The organism is Ruminococcus intestinalis, from assembly GCF_014288065.1.
GTDB classification, from domain to species: domain Bacteria; phylum Bacillota; class Clostridia; order Oscillospirales; family Acutalibacteraceae; genus Ruminococcoides; species Ruminococcoides intestinale_A.
Window position 1 is genome coordinate 221,462 of sequence record NZ_JACOPS010000004.1, and the last position, 24,414, is coordinate 245,875.

Here is a 24,414-nt window from a genome sequence, read left to right on the forward strand (position 1 = left end):
TATCTCCTTTCCCCAAACAACCAAGGTCAGTGACCTTGGAACCTCTTACTTTTTCTTTCCTGTTCAAAATTCGTTATTGGCAAAGTTTGAGTATGAAAATGTATTTTTATTTTTTGTGAAAAGATTTTTATATTATAAAAAGCATACCGAATATTTATCGGATATACATTTATAAAATACAGGAAATGTTACTTACTAACTTGATTTTATGCACTTATTGTGCTAAGATTATATTACTAAACAGTTTTCACACCTGTTGTTTAGAATAAAGCTTATAGAGGTAAATCGGTGCGGTTTTGCATTGATTTATTAACAATTATAAAGTGAGGATAATAAAATGAAAAGTGATGTAATTAAGGTTGGCGTTAATGCCGCACCGCAGCGCTCACTTCTGAACGCTCTCGGTCTTACTGAAGAAGAAATGAAAAAACCTCTTATCGGTATTGTCAGCTCCAAGAACGATATTGTTCCGGGACATATGAATATAGACAAGATTGTTGACGCTGTAAAGCAGGGTGTTGCTCTTGCGGGCGGTGTTCCTATTGTTTTCCCTGCAATTGCTGTTTGTGACGGTATTGCTATGGGTCACGAGGGTATGAAGTATTCGCTTGTTACCCGTGAACTTATTGCCGACTCAACAGAGGCTATGGCAAAGGCTCATGCATTTGACGCTCTTGTTATGGTTCCTAACTGTGATAAGAATGTTCCGGGTCTTTTAATGGCTGCCGCAAGAATTAATGTTCCTACCGTTTTTGTAAGCGGCGGTCCAATGCTCGCAGGTCATGTAAAGGGTAAAAAGACAAGCCTTTCAAGTATGTTTGAGGCTGTAGGCGCTTACACGGCAAACAAAATTTCTGCAGAGGAACTTTGCGAGTTTGAGAACAAGGCTTGCCCGTCATGCGGTTCTTGTTCGGGTATGTACACGGCAAACAGTATGAACTGCCTTACAGAGGCTATCGGTATGGGCTTGCAGGGTAACGGTACAATTCCTGCCGTTTATTCAGAGAGAATCAAACTTGCTAAACACGCAGGTATGAAAGTTATGGAGCTTCTCGAAAAGAATATCCGTCCGCTCGACATTATGACAGAAAAGGCATTTATGAATGCTCTTACAGTTGATATGGCTCTCGGTTGTTCAACAAATACAATGCTTCACCTTCCTGCTATCGCTAAAGAGGCAGGCGTTAAACTTAACCTTGATATTGCAAATGAAATCAGCGCAAAGACACCTAACCTTTGTCACCTTGCTCCTGCAGGTCATACATATATGGAAGACCTCAACGAGGCAGGCGGTGTTTACGCTGTTATGAACGAACTTACAAAACTCAATCTCCTTAACACAGACCTTATCACAGCTACAGGCAAGACTGTTGCAGAGAACATTGAGGGCTGTGAGATTAAAGACACAGACATTATCCGTCCTGTAACAAATCCGTACAGCACATCAGGCGGTATCGCTGTTCTTAAGGGCAACCTTGCTCCTGACGGTTGCGTAGTTAAGAGAAGTGCAGTTGCTCCTGAAATGTTACAGCACAAGGGCAGTGCAAGAGTATTTGACTGCGAGGAGGACGCTATTGAGGCAATTCACGCAGGCAATATTAAGCCTGGTGATGTTGTTGTTATCCGTTACGAAGGTCCTAAGGGTGGTCCGGGCATGAGAGAAATGCTTAATCCTACATCTGCTATTATGGGCAGCGGCCTCGGTCATTGTGTAGCTCTTATTACAGACGGCCGTTTTTCAGGCGCTACAAGAGGCGCTGCAATCGGTCATATTTCACCTGAGGCAGCAGTCGGCGGTCCTATCGCACTTGTTGAAGAGGGCGATACAATTGAAATCGACATCAACGCAAATACTATCAATTTACTTATTTCTGACGAAGAGTTTGCTAAGCGTAAAGCCGAATGGAAACCTCGTCAGCCAAAGATTACAACAGGCTACCTTGCCCGTTATGCAAAACTTGTAACATCTGGTGCACAGGGCGCAGTTCTTGAGTAATATTGAATTGGTGTAATTGCACAAAAAACCTTTCGGATTTTTATGTTTTAAACATTTAAATTTTATAAAATAAGCAATTTGCACAATTAACTCCTTGTCTTATTAGGCAAGGAGTTAATTTTTTAGCTTATCGTCAAATTTCTATTGTAAGTTTTATACAAATATGCTATAATTGACAAGTAAGTTGATTACTAATTGTCGAAAACGCTTAAGATTTGAATATATATCCCGAAAGGAGTGTTTCTTTTGAAACAGTACAATGCTAAAAAAATATTAAACATTGCCCTTGCAGGTCACGGCGGATGCGGTAAAACATCTGTTGCCGAGAGTATGATATATCTTGCAAAGGCATCTGAAAGACTTGGTAATATTGCAGACGGTAATACCGTTCTTGATTATGACAGCGAGGAAATCAAGCGCCAGACTTCAATTTTAACCTCGGTTGCTCCCATTGAATGGAAAAATACCAAGATAAATATTATAGATACTCCCGGTTTGTTCGACTTTGAGGGCGGTGTTGCAGAGGGTATGCGTGCCGCCGATTCAGCACTTATCGTTGTATCGGGCAAAGACGGTGTAAATGTCGGTACCGAAAAGGCTGTTAAAGCTGCCACCAAGGCAGGCCTTACAAAGATTTTCTTCGTAAACGGTCTTTGTGATGAAAGTGCCAGATTCTACCGTGTATTTGAGAGTTTAAAGGCTACATTCGGCCCTACTGTTTGTCCTGTTGTTGTTCCGTACATTGTTGACGGTCAGGCAAATACATATGTAAATCTTTTTGATTATAAGGCTTATAAATATGATACAGACGGTTCTGTAGTGCAGACTCCGCTTCCTGATATGGGCGACAGACTTGAGGGTTTGCGTGAGGCTATTAAAGAGGCTGTTGCGGAAACAAGCGAGGAGCTGCTCGACAAGTTTATTATGGGTGAAGAATTTACTCCGGAAGAAATTATACTCGGCGTAAGTAAGGGTGTTAAAGACGGTACAATTTGCCCTGTATTCTGCGGTGACGCACACAATACATTTGCTTTTGACCAGCTTTTGAACAGTCTTGTATGGCTTGCACCTACCGCTGCCGATAAAGGTGACGAAATTGCTGTTGATGTTGACGGCGAACCTGTTGAAATCAGCGTCAACGAAAACGCAGCGGCTGCCGCAGTTGTATTTAAAACAGTTGTTGACCCGTTTGTAGGTAAACTTTCTTATGTTAAGGTTGTATCGGGAAAAGTCAGTGCCGATACTCCGCTTGTAAATATGAGAACAGGCACACAGGAGAGAATAGGAAAGGTTCTTACCGTAAGAGGTAAAAAACAGGTTGAAACCGATTATATAGGTGCAGGCGACATCGGTGCTATTCCAAAACTTGCGTCTGTAAAAACAGGCGACACACTTTGCTCACCGCTCAGAAAAGTAGTGCTTGAGGGTATTGATTATCCTGTATCATCATATACAATGGCTATTTATCCTGTCACAAAGGGCGATGAAGACAAGGTAGCACAGGGACTTGCAAAGCTAAGCGAGGAAGACCCTACTATTAAATATGTAACAAATCACGAAACACACGAAATGCTTATTTCAGGCTTGGGCGAGCAGCATCTTGATGTTGTAATTTCAAAGTTAAAGTCAAAATTCAATGTAGAGGCGGTTCTTAAAAAGCAGAAAATCGCATATCGTGAAACTATCAGGAAAAAAGTTTCGGCACAGGGCAGATATAAAAAGCAGTCAGGCGGTCACGGTCAGTTCGGCGATGTTTGGATTGAGTTTGAGCCTTGCGAGAGCGAAGGTCTTGAATTTGCGGAAAGAGTTGTCGGCGGCGCAGTTCCTAAAAACTTCTTCCCGGCAGTAGAAAAGGGTTTGCGTGATTCCATTAAAAAAGGTGTGCTTGCAGGTTATCCGATGGTAGGTATCAGAGCTACACTTTATGACGGTTCGTATCATCCTGTTGACTCTTCGGAAATGTCGTTTAAAACTGCCGCAAGTATGGCATATAAAAACGGTATTCCAAACGCATCTCCTACACTTCTTGAGCCAATCGGCTCTCTTAAGGTTACATTGCCCGACTCAAATATGGGTGATGTAATGGGTGAAGTAAACAAACGCAGAGGCAGAGTGCTCGGTATGACTCCTGCCGAGGACAGCGGTATGCAGATTGTTGAGGGCGAAGTTCCTATGGCAGAGATGGATAATTTCGCAACCTATCTTCGTCAGGTTACGCAGGGCAGAGGAAGTTATGAATTTGCTTTTGCAAGATATGAAGACGCTCCGGCAAATGTTGCTCAAAAGATAATTGAAAAAGCTAAGGCTGACGCTGAATAAGCAAAATAACTTTATAATTTTATCAAATCCCGTTGCATTTCTTTGCAATGGGATTTGTTTCTCTTGACTAACTTTGATGTGCTGTGCTAAATTATTGTTAATGCCATTATATGGTGTAGTTTATTTGTTAAGTGGTGTTTTTAGTTGTTGGATTTAGTGCTTTCAAAGTTTATAAAAAATTATGATGACATAAAAAATCCGCAGGTGCGTTCGGCTTGCGGTAATTTTTCGGGTGTAGTCGGAATAATACTGAATCTCATTTTGTTCAGTGCAAAGCTTTTGTCGGGGATACTCACCGCATCAATTTCCGTAACTGCAGACGCATTCAATAACTTGTCTGATGCAGGCAGTTCGGTTGTAACATTCTTGGGATTTAAACTTGCCAACAGACCTGCCGATGAAGAACATCCCTACGGTCACGGCAGATATGAATATGTGGCGGGTTTGGGAATATCGTGTGCAATTATCCTTGTGGGTGTGGAACTTTTGAAATCGTCAATTGAAAAAATTATTAATCCCGAAGAAAGCACAGCAATTACTTTGTTGTCGGTATGTATTCTTATCGGCTCAATCTGTGTAAAGCTGTGGATGTTTTTCTTCAACAGGGCAATGTCAAAAAAGATTTCTTCGTCTGCTCTTAAGGCAACGGCAATGGATTCTCTCACCGACTGTATTGCTACTTCGGTAGTTTTAATAGGTTTGGGCATATCTGCCGTAACAGGTGTGAATATCGACGGTTGGCTCGGTTGTGCCGTAGCCGGATTTATTCTTTATACGGGTATAAGCACTTTTAAGGAAAGTCTTTCACCTTTGCTCGGAAATACTCCCGACCCGGAATTTATAGACGAAATCAGAGAAATTGTGCTTTCTACCGAACTTATAACGGGTATTCACGATTTGCTCATTCACGATTACGGTCCGGGAAGATGTATAATTTCTTTCCATGCGGAAGTTCCTTACGATGTCGATATTTTAAAGGCGCACGATGTAATCGACAGACTTGAAAGAAAAATACAGGAAAAGTATAATTGCGTGGTTACTATTCATATGGATCCGATTGCGGTTTCCGATGAATATACTATTGAATTAAAAGAAAAGATAAACGAGTCGCTTGACAGTATTGACAGCGCACTCAGCCTGCACGATTTCAGAATTGTAAAGGGAGAAGAGCATCAGCGTGTACTTTTTGACCTTGTGGTTCCGCCTGAATGTAAATTAAAAGAAACAGATGCGTTAAATGCTGTGAAAGAAAAAATAGCGCAGATTGATGAAAAACTTATCCCGATAATACATATTGATAAAATCTGCCTTGAATGTGGCGGAAATATTAAATTATGATTTAGCAAAACACTTTATTAAGCGATTATAAAGGTTTGGTTAAAACCGTGCGTTAAATCGCAAAACTTACTGATAAAAGCAATCAAGCTGTTTGATAAAGCAGCCCGATTGCTTTTTGTTTTGATTTTATGTCAGTGTTTAATTATTAGAACAATATACAATATATTGTGGCGATATAAACAAACGGTCACATATTATAGAAAATTTTTGTAATATTCTAATTTGTAATTATCCTAAAAAAATTGCTCAAATTAAACAAATAAAAAAATCTGTTTTTGTCAGTTTGACGATTGAATTAAACGCCTCTTTATGATAGAATAAAACTTGTGTTCGGCAATACATATACCACAATATATAGTGAAAATTATAAAAGTAACACTAAATATAGACATATATAGGAGTTATAAATACGGAGGAAGAGAAATGATAACAAAAATTATTAAGCGTGACGGACGAGAAGCGAATTTTGACACAGAAAAAATAACACAAGCCATTTATAAGGCTGCACAGGCAATCGGCGGTAACGATTATGATGCCGCAAAAGCACTTTCGGTACAGGTAAGAGATTTACTTGAGAAAAAGTGCGGAGATAAGGCTCCTACAGTTGAGCAGGTACAGGACGCTGTTGAAAAGGTGCTTATTGAAAACGGTCATGCAAGAACTGCAAAGGAATATATACTTTACCGTGCAGAGCGTACAAGAGTGCGTGAAATGAACACAAAGCTGATGAAGATTTATGAGGACCTTACTTTTAAATCAGCAAAAGATAACGATGTAAAGAGAGAGAATGCAAACATTGACGGCGACACCGCAATGGGCACAATGCTCAAGTACGGTTCAGAGGGCGCAAAACAGTTCAATGAAATGTACATTCTCGACCCTAAGTATTCTAAGGCTCATCGTGACGGTGATATTCATATTCACGATCTTGATTTCTTTACACTTACCACAACTTGTTGCCAGATTGACCTTGTAAGACTTTTTAAAGGCGGTTTTTCAACAGGTCACGGCTATTTGAGAGAACCTAATGACATTGCATCATATTCGGCACTTGCATGTATTGCAATTCAGTCTAACCAGAATGACCAGCACGGCGGTCAGAGTGTGCCTAACTTTGATTACTCAATGGCTCCGGGCGTTAAGAAAACATACAGAAAGCGTTACAGAATCAATCTTGAAAGAGCAATTGAACTTTTGACAGATGCCGAAGATCCTGACGCTACAGTAAAAGAAATCTGCGAAAAGGCAGAGGAGGCAAGCGGCGAATGGCCGACACTCGAAAATCAGACTCCTAATTATAAAAAGGAAGAGCTTGCACTTCTTAAAGAAAAGTTTGAAGACAGAGTTGCCGAGAAAATTCAGCGTTTTGCGTTTAAACATGCCGAGGCTGAAACAGATAAGGCTACTTTCCAGGCTATGGAGGCACTTATCCATAACCTTAACACAATGCATTCAAGAGCAGGCGCACAGATTCCGTTCAGCTCACTTAACTACGGTACAGATACTTCTCCGGAGGGCAGACTTGTTATGAAGAACCTCCTTTACGCTACGGAAAGAGGTCTTGGCAACGGTGAAACACCTATTTTCCCAATTCAGATTTTCAAGGTAAAAGAGGGCGTAAACTACAATCCGGAGGATAAGAACTACGATTTGTACAAACTTTCAATGAGAGTTTCTGCAAAAAGACTTTTCCCTAACTTCTCATTTATCGACGCACCGTACAATCTCCAATATTACAAGCCCGGTCATCCTGAAACAGAGGTTGCATATATGGGCTGCCGTACAAGAGTTATGGGCAATGTTTACGATCCTGACAGAGAGATTACATACGGCAGAGGAAACCTTAGCTTTACTTCAATTAACCTTCCAAGACTTGCAATTCTTTCAAATAAAAATATTGACTTCTTCTTTGAACAGCTTGACAGAATGTGCGATCTCGTTGTAGGTCAGCTTCTTGAGCGTTTTGAAATTCAGTGTCAGAAACTTGTCAGAAACTATCCTTTCCTTATGGGTCAGGGTATTTGGCTTGACAGCGACAAGCTTACTCCTAACGATTCTGTAAGAGATGTTTTAAAGCACGGCTCACTCACAATCGGATTTATCGGACTTGCCGAGTGTCTTGTGGTTCTTACAGGCAAACATCACGGCGAGAGCGAAACTTCACAAAAGCTCGGCCTTGAAATTGTCGGCTATATGAGAAAGAAGATGAACGAGGCTACCGAGAAGTATAAACTTAACTTCGGTGTTATCGGTACTCCTGCAGAGGGCTTGTCGGGCAGATTTGTAAGAATTGATAAAGAGCGTTTCGGAATTATTCCGGGTGTTACAGACAGAGAGTATTATACAAACTCTTTCCATGTACCTGTTTATTACAATATTTCCGCATTTGATAAAATTAAGATTGAAGCACCTTATCACAATCTTACAAACGGCGGTCACATCTCATATATTGAGCTTGACGGTGACCCGTCACAGAATATTGACGCATTTGAGGCTGTTATCCGTTGTATGAAAGAGAGCGGAATCGGCTACGGTGCAATCAACCACCCCGTTGACCGTGACCCTGTTTGCGGACATACAGGTATTATCGGTGATTATTGCCCGCAGTGCGGCAGAAAAGAAACTAAGAACGGTCAGGGATTTGAGCGTATCCGCAGAATTACAGGCTACCTTGTAGGTACAACAGAGCGTTTTAACAATGCAAAGGCAGCCGAGGTAAGGGATAGGGTAAAGCATTCTGTTTCCGAATGTTGCGGTATGGAAGATTTTTCCGATGATATTACAGCATAATTATGAGTAAAGATATTATAAGACTTTCAGGAGTTATAAAAAACAGCATAGTTGACGGCCCGGGTTTCAGACTTACAGTTTTTTGCCAGGGTTGTCCGCATCACTGCGAGGGCTGCCACAACGAAAAAACGTGGGACTTTGACGGCGGCTTTGACGGCAAGGTTGAGAAGATAATCAATGTCGCAAAGTCACTTCCGCTCTTGCAGGGACTTACTTTTTCGGGCGGCGAACCGTTTTGTCAGGCAGAGGCATTTGCAGAGCTTGGCAGACTTGCACACGAAAACGGATATAATGTAGTTACATACACGGGCTATACTTATGAAAAGCTGCTTGAGGGAGCAGACAAACATCCTGAATGGATGGATTTGCTCAAACAGACGGACTACCTTATAGACGGCAGATTTATACTTGAAGAAAAGAGCCTGATGCTTAAGTTCAGAGGAAGCAGAAATCAGCGTATTATTGATGTGAAAAAGAGCCTTGAAAGTAATCAAATAGTTGAAAATTACGATATATAAACAAAACCTGCGTTGTTGAGTATAACGCAGGTTTTGTGTTTTGCTGATTTTTTCAAAAGTTAGAGCAGCAGAGTATTTTATAATTATTTGCTTTAAACTGTGCACTAAACAGTAATAAAAAATACGGACTGCACACAAAATGCAGTCCGTAAATATTTGAATTATGTGATTTGATTATTTAATAGCCTCAAATGCTTCCTGTAAATCGAAGAGAATATCATCAATATGCTCTGTACCGATTGAAAGACGAATTGTATTTGGCTTAATGCCCTGCTCTGCAAGCTCCTGCTCGTTAAGCTGTGAGTGTGTTGTTGATGCAGGATGAATAGCAAGTGACTTAACATCTGCTACATTTGCAAGAAGTGAGAATACCTGGAGATTATCAATGAACTTCTTAGCGTCTTCTTCTGTACCCTTGATTTCAAAAGTAAAGATTGAACCGCCGCCGTTAGGGAAGTACTTATCATAAAGTGCCTTATACGGTGAGTTTGGAAGTGATGGGTGGTTTACGCTCTCAACCTGTGGGTGATTTACAAGGAATTCAAGAACTTTCTTTGTGTTTTCTACATGACGCTCAACACGGAGTGAAAGTGTTTCAAGACCCTGCAAGAAAATGAATGCGTGGAACGGAGAGATTGTAGCACCTGTGTCACGGAGAAGAATTGCTCTGATGTATGTTACAAATGCAGCACCCGGAGCAGCCTGTGTAAATACAGCACCGTGGTATGATGGGTTTGGCTCTGCAAACTGTGGGAATTTACCTGATGCAGCCCAGTCAAACTTACCGCTCTCAATAATTACACCGCCGATTGCCGTACCGTGACCGCCGATGAACTTTGTAGCTGAATGAACAACGATGTCTGCACCATACTCAAACGGTCTTACAAGGTAAGGAGTTGCAAATGTGCTGTCAACAACAAGCGGAATATTGTGTGCGTGTGCAATCTTTGCGAGAGCCTCAATATCAATAAGGTTAGCATTTGGATTGCCGAGTGTTTCAATGTAGAGAGCCTTTGTATTCTCGTCAATAGCGTTTTCAAAAGCACCCTCTTCATCAGGATCAACAAATGTTGTTGTAATGCCGTAAGCAGGAAGTGTGTGCTCGAGAAGGTTATATGTGCCGCCGTAGATTGTCTTTGCAGCTACGATGTTATCGCCTGCTTTAGCAAGAGCCTGAATTGTATATGCGATTGCAGCTGCGCCCGAAGCTACTGCAAGAGCGGCTGTACCACCCTCAAGAGCTGCAATTCTCTGCTCAAAAATATCTTCTGTAGGGTTTGTAAGTCTGCCGTAGATGTTGCCTGCATCTTTAAGTGCAAAACGATCTGCGGCGTGCTGGCTGTTGTGGAATACATAAGAAGTAGTTGCGTAAATCGGAACTGCTCTTGCATCTGTTACCGGGTCTGCTGATTCCTGTCCTACATGAAGCTGAAGTGTTTCAAAGTGTAATTTTCTATCTTTTAATGTGCTCATTTTATTTACCTCTTTCAATAATTAATTTAGTTTGTTACAATGTTATAATAAAAATAATGTAGTAATGTATTTGTTGCGTCAGCAACAACATCCAGAGGTACTGCACATTCGTCCGTATCGGTAGTTTTGTCTTAATAGATTTACAAATAATAGAAGCATTAGAATTCTCCTTTGCTAAAACTTACTAATTACATAGGTTTAATGTGATTGTATATTATCATATAATTTACCCGTTGTCAATACTATTTTTTAAATTTTTAAAAATATATTTGTTTAGTAGGTTTTTAGAGCAAAATTTGCCGGTTTTATAACATATTTGTAGAATTATAAGCGGCCAATATACCTATAGAAAGATAATTAAAATATAAATCGGATAAAAAACAACTTGAAAACCTACTAAATATATGTTATTATTATGTTATAGATGAATGCTATATTTTTGCAAATACTTAGTAAAAGGTGGTGTTAATTTGAAAATTTCTACAAAGGGAAGATACGCACTGCGAATGCTTATAGATTTGGCAATGCACCAGAATGACGGTTACATTGCACTTAAGGATATTGCGGCTCGTCAGAATATTTCCAAAAAATATCTTGAGCAGATTATGCCTATTCTTAATAAAGCCGATGTGTTACTTACAAACCGTGGATTTCAGGGTGGATACCGCCTTGCAAGAACTCCCGACCAATATACGGTAGGCGAGATTCTCCGCATTACAGAGGGCAGCCTTGCTCCTGTTGCTTGTCTTGACCACACTCCGAATAACTGCCCTATGAGCGAGGAATGCATTACTTTGCCTGTATGGCAGGGACTTAATGAGGTTATTACAAAGTATCTTGACGGCATCACTATTCAGGATATTATTGACCATCAGGCCGAAAGCATTGGCAATGACTATGTTATATAACAGTTTATAAGAAATAGAGTTATAGAAGAATTTGGAAAGCCATCTTTGATTTGCGTCAAAGATGGCTTTGCGTTTTTGAAATTCTTATTATTGATTGGTTAAATTGGTTAATTAAAATAATCTCCGATTGGAGAAGTATTGTACTGCTTTTTTATTTCAACAATAATAGAACCGTTGTCTTTTTGAATTTCAGACAAAATTTTATATTTTGTACCACTTCTGTCTAATTGAATTTTATATTTTTCAAAAGGCAGTTTTTACAATATTTTTGTTATAAAATGTTAGCTGTTATCTACAATAATAAATAATTTTTAGGCTTTAAAACAAAAAATAAGTCTATTTCCCGTAAAAAATAACAGACTTCAAAATCAAGTTTTGAAGTCTGTTAAAATATACTACAGGGGATAGATATTAAAAATTATTTATCTGAGAACATTGGAGTTGAAAGGTAACGGTCGCCTGTATCTGGAAGAAGCGCTACAATTATCTTACCCTTGTTTTCAGGACGTTTAGCAAGCTCGGTTGCCGCATATACTGCCGCACCCGAAGAAATACCTACGAGTACACCCTCGGCACGAGCGATTGCCTTGCCCGTTGCAAATGCGTCATCGTTTTCTACTGCGAAAATTTCGTCATATACATTAATATCAAGTGTTTCAGGAACAAAGCCTGCGCCGATACCCTGAATTTTGTGAGGACCTGCAACACCCTTTGAAAGTACAGGTGATGTAGCCGGTTCAACTGCAACGATTTTTACATTTGGATTTTTTGACTTAAGATATTTACCTACACCTGTTACGGTACCGCCTGTACCTACGCCTGCAACAAAAATGTCAATCTTGCCGTCTGTATCCTCCCAGATTTCAGGACCTGTTGTTGCAAAGTGAGCGGCAGGGTTTGCCTGGTTTACGAACTGACCCGGAATAAAGCTGTGCGGAATTTCACTTGCAAGTTCGTCAGCCTTTGCGATAGCACCCTTCATACCTTTTGCACCGTCAGTAAGAACAAGTTCTGCGCCGTAAGCCTTAAGAAGATTTCTGCGTTCGATACTCATTGTTTCAGGCATTGTAAGAATAATTCTGTAACCTCTTGCGGCTGCTACCGCTGCAAGACCAATACCTGTGTTACCGCTTGTAGGCTCAATGATTACAGAATCAGATGTAAGCAAGCCTTTTTCTTCCGCATCATCAATCATAGCCTTTGCTACTCTGTCCTTAACACTTCCTGCCGGATTAAAATATTCAAGCTTTGCAAGTACAGGTGTGTCAAGTCCCTGTGCAGCAGAGTAATTATTGAGTTTCATAATAGGTGTTCTGCCAATGAGGTCAGTGATTTTCTCGTAAATTTTCATAATGCATTCTCCTTTAAAATATAATGTTTATAGTAATGTCCGTAATTGAAATTCAATCCTTATTAAACCTACATAAATTATAGGTATTATTATAGCACCGCAATATTGCATTGTCAACACTTAAATATAAATATTTCCGAAAAAATAATAAATATCGAATTTTTTATGCTGATATGCAATATGTATAGAAATACAACGGGATTTTTTATAAACAAAATTATAAATATAATTGCAAATTTTTACAATATATGTTAAAATTAGAGCAATAATAAGCAAACGGATTTACCGTGAAATTTAAAAGAAGGTGTATAACTTTGAAAAAATGTTTTTCGATTGTACTGACTGTACTTATGGCGGTGATAGCTTTTACAGCTTTTTCATCAGTTAATGCTGTTTCTGTCGAAAGTAATCAATCGGTACATACTAACCAAACAGCGGACTTAGGAATACCTCCGCTTGACTTTGGCGATTCAAATGACTATGACAGCGGCGGTTCTGATTGGGGCGGCAGCTCTGACTGGGGCGGCAGTTCCGATTGGGGTGACAGTTCTGATTGGGACAGTTCAGACTACAGCAGTTCCGAAAGCAGCGGAGAAGGTCTTGGATTTGGCGGAACGTTAGTTGTTTTCCTTGTAGTTATCGGTATAGTTGTTTACGGCATGATAAGGAGCAAAAAGGACAGCAAAAGAACAACTAAAAGAACAACTACTACTGTTGGCAGATCACAGACAATTCAGCAGTCGGCAGGCAGAAATATTACACTTCCTGACCGTACGGCACAGATTTCAGACCTTATCAAGCAGAATGATCCGAACTTCTCGGCAGAAGATTTCCTTTCATTCTCAAGATATGTATATGTTACCATTCAGGACGCTTGGAGCAAGCGTGACCTTTCACCTGTAAGAATTTATTTACACGATAATCTCTACAATCAAACTCAAAAACAGATTGATCGCAAGATTGCAAACGGCGTAATCAATAAGATTGAAAATGTAGCCGTAAGTACAGCTTATCTTACAGCATATCGAAGAGATAAAGAATTTGAGTATGTTACAGTTTATCTCAATGCCCGTCTTACAGACTATGAGATAAACGAAAAGACCGGTCAGGTTCTCCGTGGAGATCCTAATGCAAGATACGAGCTGAGGTACACACTTCGCTTTGCCCGTAATGCAAGCATTAAGACCACAAGTGCAAACAGTCAGACGCTTAAGTCACACAGTTGCCCGAATTGCGGTGCTCCTCTTGAAATGTCAAGTTCCGGCAAGTGCGAATACTGCGGAAGTACAATTACAACAGGTCAGTATTCATGGGTACTCAGCGAATATTCTTCTATTCGTAACGATACTGTTGACCAAGGCATTTATATTGAAAAAGATAACAATGCTCAAAACAATACAAATAATAATCAGTAATAATCAGTAATTTTTATTGCTGTTCGGGACCGGGATTTTTCCGGTCCCGATTTTTGTATTTAATCCGTAAATATTTTTTTATATAATGGCAAAATAAAGCTATAAACAAAGTTGTTTTTTACATAATGTATCAAATACTTGCATTTTTTTAACTTGTGTGTTATATTGTAAATGATTTGTTAATCAATATTTCTAAGTACAAGGTGATATTATGGATTACAAAATTATTGCACTTGACATTGACGGTACTCTGACTAACTCTCAAAAAGAGATTACTCCACGCACTCGATACGCTATTATTGACGCTCAAAAAATGGGCAAAAAGGTTGTAATCGCTTCGGGCAGACATCCTATGGGGATTCAGAGCATTGCAAGAGATTTATTGCTTGACCGCTATGAGGGTTATATTATGGCTTTCAACGGAGGAAAAATTCTTGATTGTACTACCGGACAAACTATTGTAAGTAAGGATTTTCCGAAGGAATACCTTTCCGACATACTCGGTGTGTTGAAAGAATCAAATCTTTCTGTTCATACCTATGATGATAAGAAAATCATTACAGGCGGCACTTTGAATGATTATTCAAATGTTGAAAGAGATATTCTCAAAATGGAAATGGTTGTTGTGGAAGATTTTGCGGCGAATATTCCTGAAAAAATCAATAAACTTTTACTTTCGGGCGAACCTGCCGAAATTGATAAATATAACGAAATTCTTGCAAAACGCTATGACGGTTTGCTTGATGTGTATAAGAGCGCACCGTACTTCCTCGAGATTATGCCTTTCGGCGTAACAAAGGGTTCTATGCTGCCTATGCTGCTTGAAAAACTCGGTTTTACAAACGAAGAGATGATTGCTTTTGGCGACAATTACAATGATATAACTATGATTGGTTATGCGGGTTTTGGAGTTGCTATGGGCAATGCAGAGGAAGATGTAAAAAAGATTGCAAATTATGTCTGCGAGTCAAATGATGCTGACGGAGTTGCAAAAACACTTGAAAAATATGTTTTGAAAAGTAATATATAATTTGTAGTTTTGATATATAAATAGTTGTGATATATAAAAACTCTCTGAATTTAATCGGAGAGTTTTTTGCTTTGTCGAAAAATCTGTCTGCTTTTTAAAAAAACAGCACTTTGTTCACTTTTTTGTATAAATTACATAAAACAAGTATTAAATGTTTGGAAGCACAGATTTCGAATAATTCTAAATCAGAAAAAAAATCGTTAATAACTACTTTATAATTATATGTAGATGTTAAATTTTGATTTTAACGGAAAATGGAGGAAAAGCTATGACAAAGGTAAAAAAACTCATCGCTTTAATGCTCGTTGTCTGCATTGCGGCAACAGTGGGTATTGTGTCGGTTTCGGCTGCTACTGTTGACGATGCTGAGTCAGTTCAGGCTAAATACGACGGTATTAAAGTGCATGTGTATTCTGAAGACGGCGCACCGAACATCTATTATTGGAACAGCCTTCCGCAGAATATCGCAACAGATTACCCCGGTCCTAAAATGACCGCCGAGGGTGATAACAGCTACTGCTACACATTCGACAATGTAACAAAAATCAATATGATGTTTGTTACAAACGGCACTCAGTCTGCTGAAACAACAAGAAACAGCGGCGAGTGGTGGTACAAAAACGGAAGATGGTCTTCTAAGTCTTGGAATGATTTTGATGACTGGCAGAGAACGGATCTTCGTGAAGATTCAATTTACTTTGTAATCACAACTCGTTTCTATGACGGTGACACAGGCAACAATGTTCATTGTTGGGACGACCAGCAAGCTAACAACCCTGATTCAGACCCTGCTTGGAGAGGCGACTTTAAGGGTCTTATCGAAAAACTTGATTACATCAAGGCTTTAGGCTTCAGTGCAATTTGGATTACTCCTGTTGTAACAAATGCGTCAGGTTATGACTACCATGGCTATCACGCATTTGATTTCTCAACTGTTGATGTTCGTTATGAGAGTGACGATGTTAAATATCAGGACCTTATCGATGCTGCACATGAAAAAGGTATGAAGATTATTCAGGACATAGTTATCAATCATACAGGTAACTTTGGTGAGGCTACTCTCGCTCCTATGTTTACAAAAGAGTATAACACACTTAAGGATCTTGAATCTGTTAATTGTATGGTTCCGATTCCTGATTCGGATTTTGCAAAAACATTCCCTGACTATGACAGTCTTGCTCCGGGTTATCAGTATCAGGCAAGACTTAATATAATGAAGGATACTAAGGCTCTTGATTCAGGCGATCATGACACAGAAAATAACTATCATCATTACAAAGACCTTAGCTGGGAAAGTCCAACTGTACAGACAGGACAGATTGCCGGTGACTGCGTTGATGTAAACACAGAAAATCCAAAGGTTGCAGAGTATCTTAACAATGTTTACGGCGATTATATCAACATGGGTGTTGACGCATTCAGAATGGATACCGAAAAGCATGTATCAAGACTTACTCTTAACCAGTTCTATTTCCCATCATGGCTTAAGACAGGCGGAAAGAATTTCTATGTATTCGGCGAGGTTTGTACTCGTGTAAGCGAGTTTTGGAATCATAATATCCCTGCAATTTCTGCTCCTTTCTATACTTGGGCAGAAACAGACAGCAAGTATATCAATGCTCTCGGCGATGATCAGCTTGAAAATGTAAACCTTACAAATGCTCACTATGCAAGCAATTCATCTACAAGTAATCAGCCAACTTCTGATAATGTTTATCTTAATGGTATTACATATCATACTCCTGATTACAGTAAGGGCAATGGCACAGGCGTTATTGACTTCCCAATGCATTGGAACTTCTCTACTGCCAGCAATGCATTTACCCGTGCTCTTGAAGAGGATCCATATTATAATGATTCAACATGGAATGTAACTTATGTTGACTCCCATGACTACGGTCCTGATATGGATACTCGTTATAATGGTGGTACTCAGGCTTGGGCAGAAAACCTTTCACTTCTCTTTACATTCCGTGGAATTCCATGTCTATACTATGGTTCAGAAGTTGAATTCCAAAAGGGTGTAAGTATAGACCTTGGTCCAAATGCTCCTCTTTCAACTTTAGGTCGTGCATATTTCGGCGATTATCTTGAGGGTGATGTTTCAGCTACTGATTTCGGTGAATATAGCGCATCGGGAACAGTTGCCGAAACTCTTAATTCTCCGCTTGCTGTTCACCTTAAACAACTGAATATGATTCGTAGGGCGGTACCTGCTCTCCAGAAAGGTCAGTATACAAAGGACAGCGAATATGTAACTGGTAATATGGCATTTATCCGCCGTTATACAAATTCAAGCGAAGGCGTAGACAGCCTTGCACTTGTAACTATTTCAGGCGGCGCTACATTCAAGAACATTCCTAACGGCAAGTATATTGACGCTGTTACAGGTGATGTTAAGACTGTTACAAACGGCACACTTACAGTAGGCAGTATCGGTAAAGCCAACATGAGATGCTATGTAGCTTGCGGTTCAGGCTTCACAGGCATTGACGGTAAGATCGGTACAAACGGTACATATCTTAAGTAATTAAATAATTAAATAATTATAATTACAACTAAGAGGATGGAGTAAAATTCATCCTCTTTTTGTATATATTTGCAGATAAATGAATATTTTTGCTAAAATGTATATAAATATGACATAATCTTAATTATAAATAAGACACTTTAAAGCATTTTGTATCTTTTCTTTTGCTTTAAAATGTGATATAATGTTCTTTAATGGTAATTATAAATTTACTAATCTTTATTGTAGGAAGTGATTTTGATGGGCAGTTATTCAGATAACACACCGGCTATCCATGACTTGGCACAAAAAATGATCTCAAATTCGATGATCGATACAAGTCTTTATTCAAAGTATAATGTTAAGAGAGGACTTCGTGACCTTGACGGTAAGGGTGTATTAACAGGCCTTACAGATATTTCCACAATTATCCAGAATAAAGAAGTTGATGGTAAGCTTGTTCCTTGCGACGGTGAGTTGTATTATCGTGGATATAATGTAAACGATATTGTCGGCGGTATTCTTGAGGATGATCGTTTTGGTTTTGAAGAAGTTGTTTACCTTCTTCTTTTTGGCGAAATGCCAAATGTCGCACAGCTTAAGGATTTTAAGGAATTGCTTGTAAAATACAGAACTTTACCGCAGAACTTTGTTCGTGATGTTATTCTTAAAGCACCGAGTGAAGATATGATGAACTCGATTGCTCGAAGCGTACTTACTTTGTTCTGTTACGATGATAACCCTAATGATACATCGGTAGATAATGTTCTTCGTCAGTGTATTCAGCTTATTTCAGTATTTCCGATGCTTTCGGTTTACGGTTATCATGCATATAACCACTATCTCCGTGACAAAAGCCTTTATATTCACCGTGCAGAGCCTACTATGTCCACAGCGGAGGTTATTTTGTCATTACTTCGTCCTGACAGAAAATACACACCGCTTGAGGCAAAAGTTCTTGATATGGCGCTTATTCTTCATATGGAGCACGGCGGCGGTAACAACTCTACATTTACAACTCATGTTGTAACTTCTTCCGGTACAGATACTTATTCGGCAACGGCAGCGGCTTTGGCATCTCTTAAAGGTCCTAAGCACGGCGGTGCAAATGTTAAAGTATTCTATATGTTTGAGGATATTAAAAAGCACATAAAAGACTGGAAAGATGACGAAGAAATTGAAGATTACCTTGAAAAAATACTCGAAAAGCAGACATTCGACAGAATGGGTCTTATCTATGGTATGGGTCACGCTGTTTATACAATTTCTGACCCTCGTCAGATTATTCTTAAGGGCGCAGTTCAAAAACTTGCAAAAGCAGAAGGCTATGATGAGGACTTTGAACTTTATGAGAGAGTAGAAAGACTTGCTCCGCAGGTTATCGGCAAAAAGCGTAAGATTTATAAAGGCGTTGCGTCCAATGTCGATTTTTACAGCGGCTTGCTTTACAGTATGCTTGACATTCCTTGTGAGCTTTATACACCGATGTTCGCTACAGCCAGAATTGCAGGTTGGAGCGCACACAGACTTGAGGAAATTGTAAACGGCGGCAAGATTATTCGTCCTGCTTATATGAGTATTTCTACAACAAAGAATTATACTCCACTTGATAAAAGATAATATTAAAAATTTAGGCGGATACTTGCAAAGAGTACCCGCCTATTTTTTCGTAAAAGTTATGGTTTAGCGGAGTGTCGGTCGGGCATTGAAATTTAGCTAACGCTAAATTATCCTCCCAAAAACAAAAAAAGTTTACTCAATTTTTCAAAAATTGCGGGTTTGGGCAGCACGCATAAAAATCTTCCGATATAACAATTTATCAGGCGCAAACAGCTACGCTGTTTGCATACCTGCACCGAGTTTGAAAAAAACAGGCGGTAGCCTTTTGGAAAAAATTGCTTATTTATTGTTTATTGAGTGGCTTTCTTGTTGCTATCGCATTTAAGGGTATTCGCCGTTGCGTTCAAGCCGCCAAACAGCAAGCCATTCGGCTATCGTTAGATTGCATAAACGGAAAGTATTTGTGGGCTTTGCCCACACCCACGACCTTTGAAAAGGTCGACCAAACTTCTATAGTTGCTTTTCCAAATTATTCCGCTAAATCATAATTTATTAATGTTGCCCCAACATAAAAAACTCCCGCCCAAGCGAGAGTTTTTAACATTTTATTTATAAGATGTTGAAAGTGAAACTGTACCGTCTGATTTTCCGTTATTATCAATATGGGTTATAATCTTATTATTTTCAATAGTGCTTGCAGATTCCCATAAATAGCTTGTCTTTGCAGAACCTGTACCCGTTACTTCGTAAGTTACTACAATAAGGTCGCCGCCATTTGTGAAATCGTATCCGCTTGTAATGTCTGAACCGTTAAATTTAATTACACCGGCATTTTTGGCATTAACAATGCTGTTTGATTTAACAGGACTTTGGAGCTCGGCTTTTTTAACTTTAAGTTTTGAAGAATCGTAAGTTATAGTACCCTGGAAGTTTGCGAGTACCTTTGTGCTTTTAACTGTATAGGTAACTGTTACGGTATCGCCTTTTTTGTAATCGTGACCGTCAACAGAAAGTGTATCGGAAGATTTATTGCCCGAGTCATTCTTGCTTGTGTCATTTTTGCTTGTGTCATTTTTACTTGATGCATCGTTTTTGGAACTTTCTGATTTTGATTCGGCTTTTGAAGAATCGGAAGAGCCGCTTGATTCTGACTTTTCAGAGCTTTGAGCAGACTCGGACTTTGATTCAGAACCCGAACTTTGTGAATTGCTGCTTTCAGAAGTTACTTCGCTTTCTGATTTGTCATTGGCAACTGTTGTGTTTTCGGCATTAGCGGCAGAGGTATCGGCTACTGTTGCAGATGCTGCCGAGCTTTCACTTTTACTGCCACAACCGGTCATTACACTTGCAAAAGATGTTGAAACGGCAAGTACGGCAATCAAAAGTGCAACAGAAAGCCTCTTTGCTTTATGCTTTGAATTATTCATAAAATCATTCCTTATCTAATGTTATTGTTCCTATTATAGCAAAATATATTATAAAAATAAAGCGTAATTATTTAAATAATAATTTGCAAAATTTGACATTGTAATTTAATTTTTTCTATGATATAATAGATATGTGAAAACTGAATGAATTTTTAGGAGTGTTTGAGATGAAATTAGCAAAAATTATTGCAGTAGGACTTTCTGCTGTAATGCTTACTACAGGCTTTTCTGTATCTGCTCTTGCGGCACAGACAACCGAATCCACCGTTTCTACACCGGGATTTAAGACATATGACGCATTATATGCTCACGCTGTTTTAAACTCTGAAGATACACAGGCTTGGCTGAGATGGCAAAGTGTACACGATGAGAACTTTAACGAAATAGACAGTAATAAAAAGTATTTCTTCCTGCCTTCTTCGGCAAACGGAGAAAAAGTTGATATTTACAACGCTTATTCATCACCGATTACAATAAACGGAGTTACTGTTGACTCACATAAGTCGGGTTCGGTACCGTACAATACAAATGTTGAGTATAAGGTAAATGCGGGCGGCAAAAACTTTACTTTGATTTTTATGAAATCAACCGCAGAGTCCGCCGTATATATCAATAATGACAATGCCGACGGTAACGGTACGGAGCTTATCACATACCTTAATCGTGATAAGAGTAATTCCGCAAGCGCAACAGCCGCAATTATCGATGCAGACGGCACAATTGAAACTGCCGATGTTAAGAAAATCAAGGGCAGAGGCAACTCAACATGGGGCAAGGCTAAAAAGCCTTACAACATTACTTTCAAGGATAATGTAACAATCGGTTCGATGGATAAGTGCAAGAAATTTTCAATGCTTGCAAATTATCAGGATGATTCTCTTTCAAGAAACAGATTTTTGTATGACCTTTCAGATGCGGTAGATATGCCGTATGCCTCAGATTCCCGTTATGTTGATTTTTATTCAGACGGCTATTATTGGGGTTCTTACCAGATGTGCCAAAAGATTGACACAGGTAAAACTAACCTTTTAAGCGATATTGACGATAAAGGCTACCTCAACAAGGACGGCTCAATCAACGAAAACTTCCAATTTGTATGCGAGGTTGACGCAAGTGCTACTGATGATGATTATCACTTCACTTCATCAAGCGGTAATAAGATTACATTAAAAACTCCCGAGCTTGCACCGGGGGACAAAGGCTACGACGAAGTTAAAAATTATGTAAAAAACAAATTTGATTCTTTTTACAATGCAATTAAAAATTCAACTGAAAATCTTGCCGATTATGCTGATGTTGATTCTGTAACAAAGATTTATCTTATAAACGAACTCAGCAAAAACTGGGATTCGGGCGTATCAAGTCTTTACTTTACATATAAGCAGGACGAAAACGGCAATTGGAAATTCTACGGTTCTCCTGTATGGGATTACGATAACTCGCTCGGTAACGCAAAGGGCGTTGAATGGGATCTCGGAAATATAGGAGTAAATGACTATGAACAGTACAGCGGTTGGTGGTGCAAATACAAAGATAAAGGTAAAAACAGCAACAGCACAAACAATGTTATGAATCTGATTTCGAGAAATAAAAATGTTATTAAGGCTGCACCGCAGGTTTGGTTTGAGGACTTTGTTCCGGCTCTCAAAACATTTATGTCAAGCGGAGTAAGTGAAGGAGAAATTTATTCATCTGATGTTTATTATAACTACCTAAAGGGCAGTGCAGAGATGAACTACAAGAGCGGTTGGTTGCTCAATACAGGCAGCTGGATTGCAGACCACAGCAAACTCAATGTAGCTACCTTTGACTATTCCACAGGCAAATATACAGTAAGCAATACTGTTACAAAGTACAGCAACAATTTTGACGGAATGTACAATTATTGTGCCGATTGGCTTACAAGCCGTGCGGCTTGGCTTAGCAACGAAATGTATGCTGACTACGAACCGTCAAATCCAAGAATTGAAAATGACCTTAACAATGACGGAATTTTAGATGTTCGTGACGCAACGGCTCTTCAGCTTTACATTGCAGAAAGTGCAACACTTGACATTGAAGGTGTAAAAATGGCTGATATAAACAAAGACGGAATTATTGATGTGAGAGATGTCACAGCTTTACAGCAGATAATTACACAATAAAATTTAAATTTTTATACCGCTTGATTTCGGAAGATTTCAAGCGGTATTTTGATTTTTAAAAGTCATATTTCTATTATTTAATTATAAATTTACACAAAATTTATTGAAAAACTTACGGTAATGGTATATAATGTATTTGTGAAAATTTTGGGTATTATTGAGGATAGTATTTGATTTAATTATGGAGGTTATTATGAGGAAGACTAAAATTGTTTGCACAATTGGTCCTGCCTGCAACAATAAAGAAACCTTGCTTGAGATGATCAACGCAGGTATGAATGTTGCTCGTATTAATATGTCACACGGAGCATATGACGATTTGGAAAACACTTTTAATGTTCTCAAAGAAGCTATTGCCGAAAGCGGAAAAATTGTGTCAATTCTTCTAGATACAAAAGGTCCGGAAGTAAGAGTATGCACATTTGAAAACGGCAGTATAGAACTTATTGAAGGTCAGCTTTTTAGCCTTTGCAAGAATAAAGAAGTCGGTGACGAAACAGGCGTGGCAATTTCTTTCCCTAAGCTTATTGATTTGTTCAATGCCGACGGCAAAGCGGCAATAGGCAGAGAATTATTATTAGATGACGGTCTTATCTCAATAGTTGTTGACAGTATGACTCCTAACGAAATCATTTGCAAAGTAGTTAAGGGCGGCACACTTAAGAACAGAAAGAGTATTAATATTCCCGGTTATCATATAAATATGCCTTATGTCAGTGCACAGGACAGAAAAGATATTGAATTTGGTCTTTCTCACGGCGCAAATGTAGTTGCCGCATCATTCGTTCGTACACACGAAGATGTAGCTACATTAAGAGATTTTATTGACAGCATCGGATTTGAATATGTAGAAATTATCGCAAAGATTGAAAATCAGAGCGGTGTTGACGATATGGACGCTATTATTGACTGCGCCGACGGCATTATGGTTGCCAGAGGTGATATGGGCGTTGAAATTCCGTTTATTAAACTTCCTGAAATTCAGAAAACACTTATCAGAAAGTGCGTTGCAAGAGGTAAATATGTAATTACAGCAACTCAAATGCTTGAGAGTATGACTTCTTCACCTCGTCCTACAAGAGCTGAAATCAGCGATGTTGCCAATGCTGTGTATGACGGTACAAGCGCAGTTATGCTTTCGGGTGAGTCTGCCGCAGGTAAGTACCCTGTTGAAAGTGTTAAGGCTCTTGACGCTATATGCTTTGAGGCAGAGCAGAACGGTGAGTTTACAGCTCTTAAAGACTATATTGAACATCACAGTATTCAGGACAGCAACCCAATCAGAGGCAGTATTTGCCGTGCGGCAAGAGATATTGCTCATCAGGTTGGCGCAAGAGCTATTATTGTTGAGAGTGCTACAGGTAAAGTTGCAAGAGCAATGACACATTTCCGCCCGAATGTTCCGATAATTGCAGTTGTTACCTCTTCGCTTGTTTGTAAAAAACTTTGCCTTAATTGGGGTATTACAGCACTTATCGGTGAAGAAAAGAAAACTTCCGATGCCATTACAAAGCAGGCAATGGAAAAGGCTTTAAGCACGGGCTACTTTAAAAAGGGCGATATTGTAGTTGTAATTTCTTCAAACAGAACTGCACCTACTTCAAGCACAGACTCTCTTAATGTAAGGATTTTATAA

15 protein-coding genes are annotated in these 24,414 nt (G+C 39.2%); 12 read left to right on the plus strand and 3 right to left on the minus strand.

Translation table 11 applies throughout. The features are described 5' to 3' along the window. The first annotated feature begins 337 nt into the window (after nt 1-337). The 5 genes from ilvD to nrdG all read left to right on the plus strand — a co-directional run bounded on the left by ilvD (nt 338) and on the right by nrdG (nt 8,961). Entirely contained in the window at nt 338-1,996 is a 1,659-nt protein-coding gene (ilvD, locus tag H8R91_RS09445) for a dihydroxy-acid dehydratase (RefSeq protein ID WP_186935798.1), read from the plus strand. Between the two features lie 246 nt (nt 1,997-2,242). After that, nucleotides 2,243-4,315, plus strand: coding sequence for an elongation factor G (locus tag H8R91_RS09450; protein WP_186935799.1), 2,073 nt, complete (start codon nt 2,243-2,245; stop codon nt 4,313-4,315). A gap of 144 nt (nt 4,316-4,459) precedes the next feature. Further along, nucleotides 4,460-5,653: a cation diffusion facilitator family transporter gene (locus H8R91_RS09455; protein ID WP_186935800.1), complete on the plus strand. Its 1,194-nt coding sequence runs from the start codon at nt 4,460-4,462 to the stop codon at nt 5,651-5,653. A 423-nt stretch (nt 5,654-6,076) separates the two neighbouring features. Further along, nucleotides 6,077-8,443 carry an anaerobic ribonucleoside triphosphate reductase gene (locus tag H8R91_RS09460; RefSeq protein ID WP_186935801.1) on the plus strand — a complete coding sequence of 789 codons (2,367 nt, stop codon included), beginning with the start codon at nt 6,077-6,079 and terminating at the stop codon, nt 8,441-8,443. Nucleotides 8,444-8,445: 2 nt separating this feature from the next. Continuing rightward, on the plus strand, nt 8,446-8,961 hold the full coding sequence (nrdG, locus tag H8R91_RS09465) for an anaerobic ribonucleoside-triphosphate reductase activating protein (protein ID WP_022233864.1): 516 nt from the start codon (nt 8,446-8,448) through the stop codon (nt 8,959-8,961). A gap of 174 nt (nt 8,962-9,135) precedes the next feature. Here nrdG and H8R91_RS09470 read toward each other — a convergent pair whose 3' ends face one another. Then, nucleotides 9,136-10,434, minus strand: a complete 1,299-nt coding sequence (locus tag H8R91_RS09470; protein WP_186935802.1) for an O-acetylhomoserine aminocarboxypropyltransferase/cysteine synthase family protein — start codon at nt 10,432-10,434, stop codon at nt 9,136-9,138. 470 nt (nt 10,435-10,904) lie between these two features. Here H8R91_RS09470 and H8R91_RS09475 point away from each other — a divergent pair, with 470 nt between their 5' ends. Beyond that, a complete protein-coding gene (locus H8R91_RS09475) occupies nt 10,905-11,342 on the plus strand; it encodes an RrF2 family transcriptional regulator (protein WP_186935803.1) in 438 nt (145 codons plus the stop codon). Between the two features lie 418 nt (nt 11,343-11,760). Here the strand turns inward: H8R91_RS09475 and cysK are convergent, their stop codons facing one another. Beyond that, nucleotides 11,761-12,693: a cysteine synthase A gene (gene cysK / locus H8R91_RS09480; protein WP_186935804.1), complete on the minus strand. Its 933-nt coding sequence runs from the start codon at nt 12,691-12,693 to the stop codon at nt 11,761-11,763. Nucleotides 12,694-13,007: 314 nt separating this feature from the next. On the opposite strand from cysK, the gene H8R91_RS09485 reads away from it, so the two are divergent. The 4 genes from H8R91_RS09485 to H8R91_RS09500 all read left to right on the plus strand — a co-directional run bounded on the left by H8R91_RS09485 (nt 13,008) and on the right by H8R91_RS09500 (nt 19,267). Beyond that, nucleotides 13,008-14,108, plus strand: a complete 1,101-nt coding sequence (locus H8R91_RS09485; protein WP_186935805.1) for a TIM44-like domain-containing protein — start codon at nt 13,008-13,010, stop codon at nt 14,106-14,108. 211 nt (nt 14,109-14,319) lie between these two features. Beyond that, nucleotides 14,320-15,138 (plus strand): Cof-type HAD-IIB family hydrolase, encoded by an 819-nt coding sequence (locus tag H8R91_RS09490; RefSeq protein WP_186935806.1) that lies wholly within the window; start codon nt 14,320-14,322, stop codon nt 15,136-15,138. A gap of 268 nt (nt 15,139-15,406) precedes the next feature. Then, nucleotides 15,407-17,668 carry an alpha-amylase family glycosyl hydrolase gene (locus tag H8R91_RS09495; protein ID WP_186935807.1) on the plus strand — a complete coding sequence of 754 codons (2,262 nt, stop codon included), beginning with the start codon at nt 15,407-15,409 and terminating at the stop codon, nt 17,666-17,668. Nucleotides 17,669-17,908: 240 nt separating this feature from the next. Next, complete coding sequence (locus H8R91_RS09500; RefSeq protein WP_186935808.1) at nt 17,909-19,267, plus strand: citrate/2-methylcitrate synthase; 1,359 nt, start codon at nt 17,909-17,911, stop codon at nt 19,265-19,267. A 545-nt stretch (nt 19,268-19,812) separates the two neighbouring features. Here the strand turns inward: H8R91_RS09500 and H8R91_RS09505 are convergent. Then, nucleotides 19,813-20,634, minus strand: a complete 822-nt coding sequence (locus H8R91_RS09505) for a cohesin domain-containing protein (protein ID WP_186935809.1) — start codon at nt 20,632-20,634, stop codon at nt 19,813-19,815. Nucleotides 20,635-20,801: 167 nt separating this feature from the next. On the opposite strand from H8R91_RS09505, the gene H8R91_RS09510 reads away from it, so the two are divergent. Then, a complete protein-coding gene (locus H8R91_RS09510; protein ID WP_186935810.1) occupies nt 20,802-22,778 on the plus strand; it encodes a CotH kinase family protein in 1,977 nt (658 codons plus the stop codon). A 193-nt stretch (nt 22,779-22,971) separates the two neighbouring features. Then, nucleotides 22,972-24,414 (plus strand): pyruvate kinase, encoded by a 1,443-nt coding sequence (gene pyk, locus H8R91_RS09515; RefSeq protein ID WP_186935811.1) that lies wholly within the window; start codon nt 22,972-22,974, stop codon nt 24,412-24,414.

Coding starts and splice junctions, on each gene's coding strand:
- H8R91_RS09500 (WP_186935808.1), top strand. CDS start 17,909: ATGGGCAGTTATTCAGATAACACACCGGCTATCCATGACTTGGCACAA.
- H8R91_RS09460 (WP_186935801.1), top strand. CDS start 6,077: ATGATAACAAAAATTATTAAGCGTGACGGACGAGAAGCGAATTTTGAC.
- H8R91_RS09470 (WP_186935802.1), bottom strand. CDS start 10,434: ATGAGCACATTAAAAGATAGAAAATTACACTTTGAAACACTTCAGCTT.
- nrdG (WP_022233864.1), top strand. CDS start 8,446: ATGAGTAAAGATATTATAAGACTTTCAGGAGTTATAAAAAACAGCATA.
- H8R91_RS09510 (WP_186935810.1), top strand. CDS start 20,802: ATGAAATTAGCAAAAATTATTGCAGTAGGACTTTCTGCTGTAATGCTT.
- H8R91_RS09495 (WP_186935807.1), top strand. CDS start 15,407: ATGACAAAGGTAAAAAAACTCATCGCTTTAATGCTCGTTGTCTGCATT.
- H8R91_RS09490 (WP_186935806.1), top strand. CDS start 14,320: ATGGATTACAAAATTATTGCACTTGACATTGACGGTACTCTGACTAAC.
- H8R91_RS09505 (WP_186935809.1), bottom strand. CDS start 20,634: ATGAATAATTCAAAGCATAAAGCAAAGAGGCTTTCTGTTGCACTTTTG.
- cysK (WP_186935804.1), bottom strand. CDS start 12,693: ATGAAAATTTACGAGAAAATCACTGACCTCATTGGCAGAACACCTATT.
- ilvD (WP_186935798.1), top strand. CDS start 338: ATGAAAAGTGATGTAATTAAGGTTGGCGTTAATGCCGCACCGCAGCGC.
- pyk (WP_186935811.1), top strand. CDS start 22,972: ATGAGGAAGACTAAAATTGTTTGCACAATTGGTCCTGCCTGCAACAAT.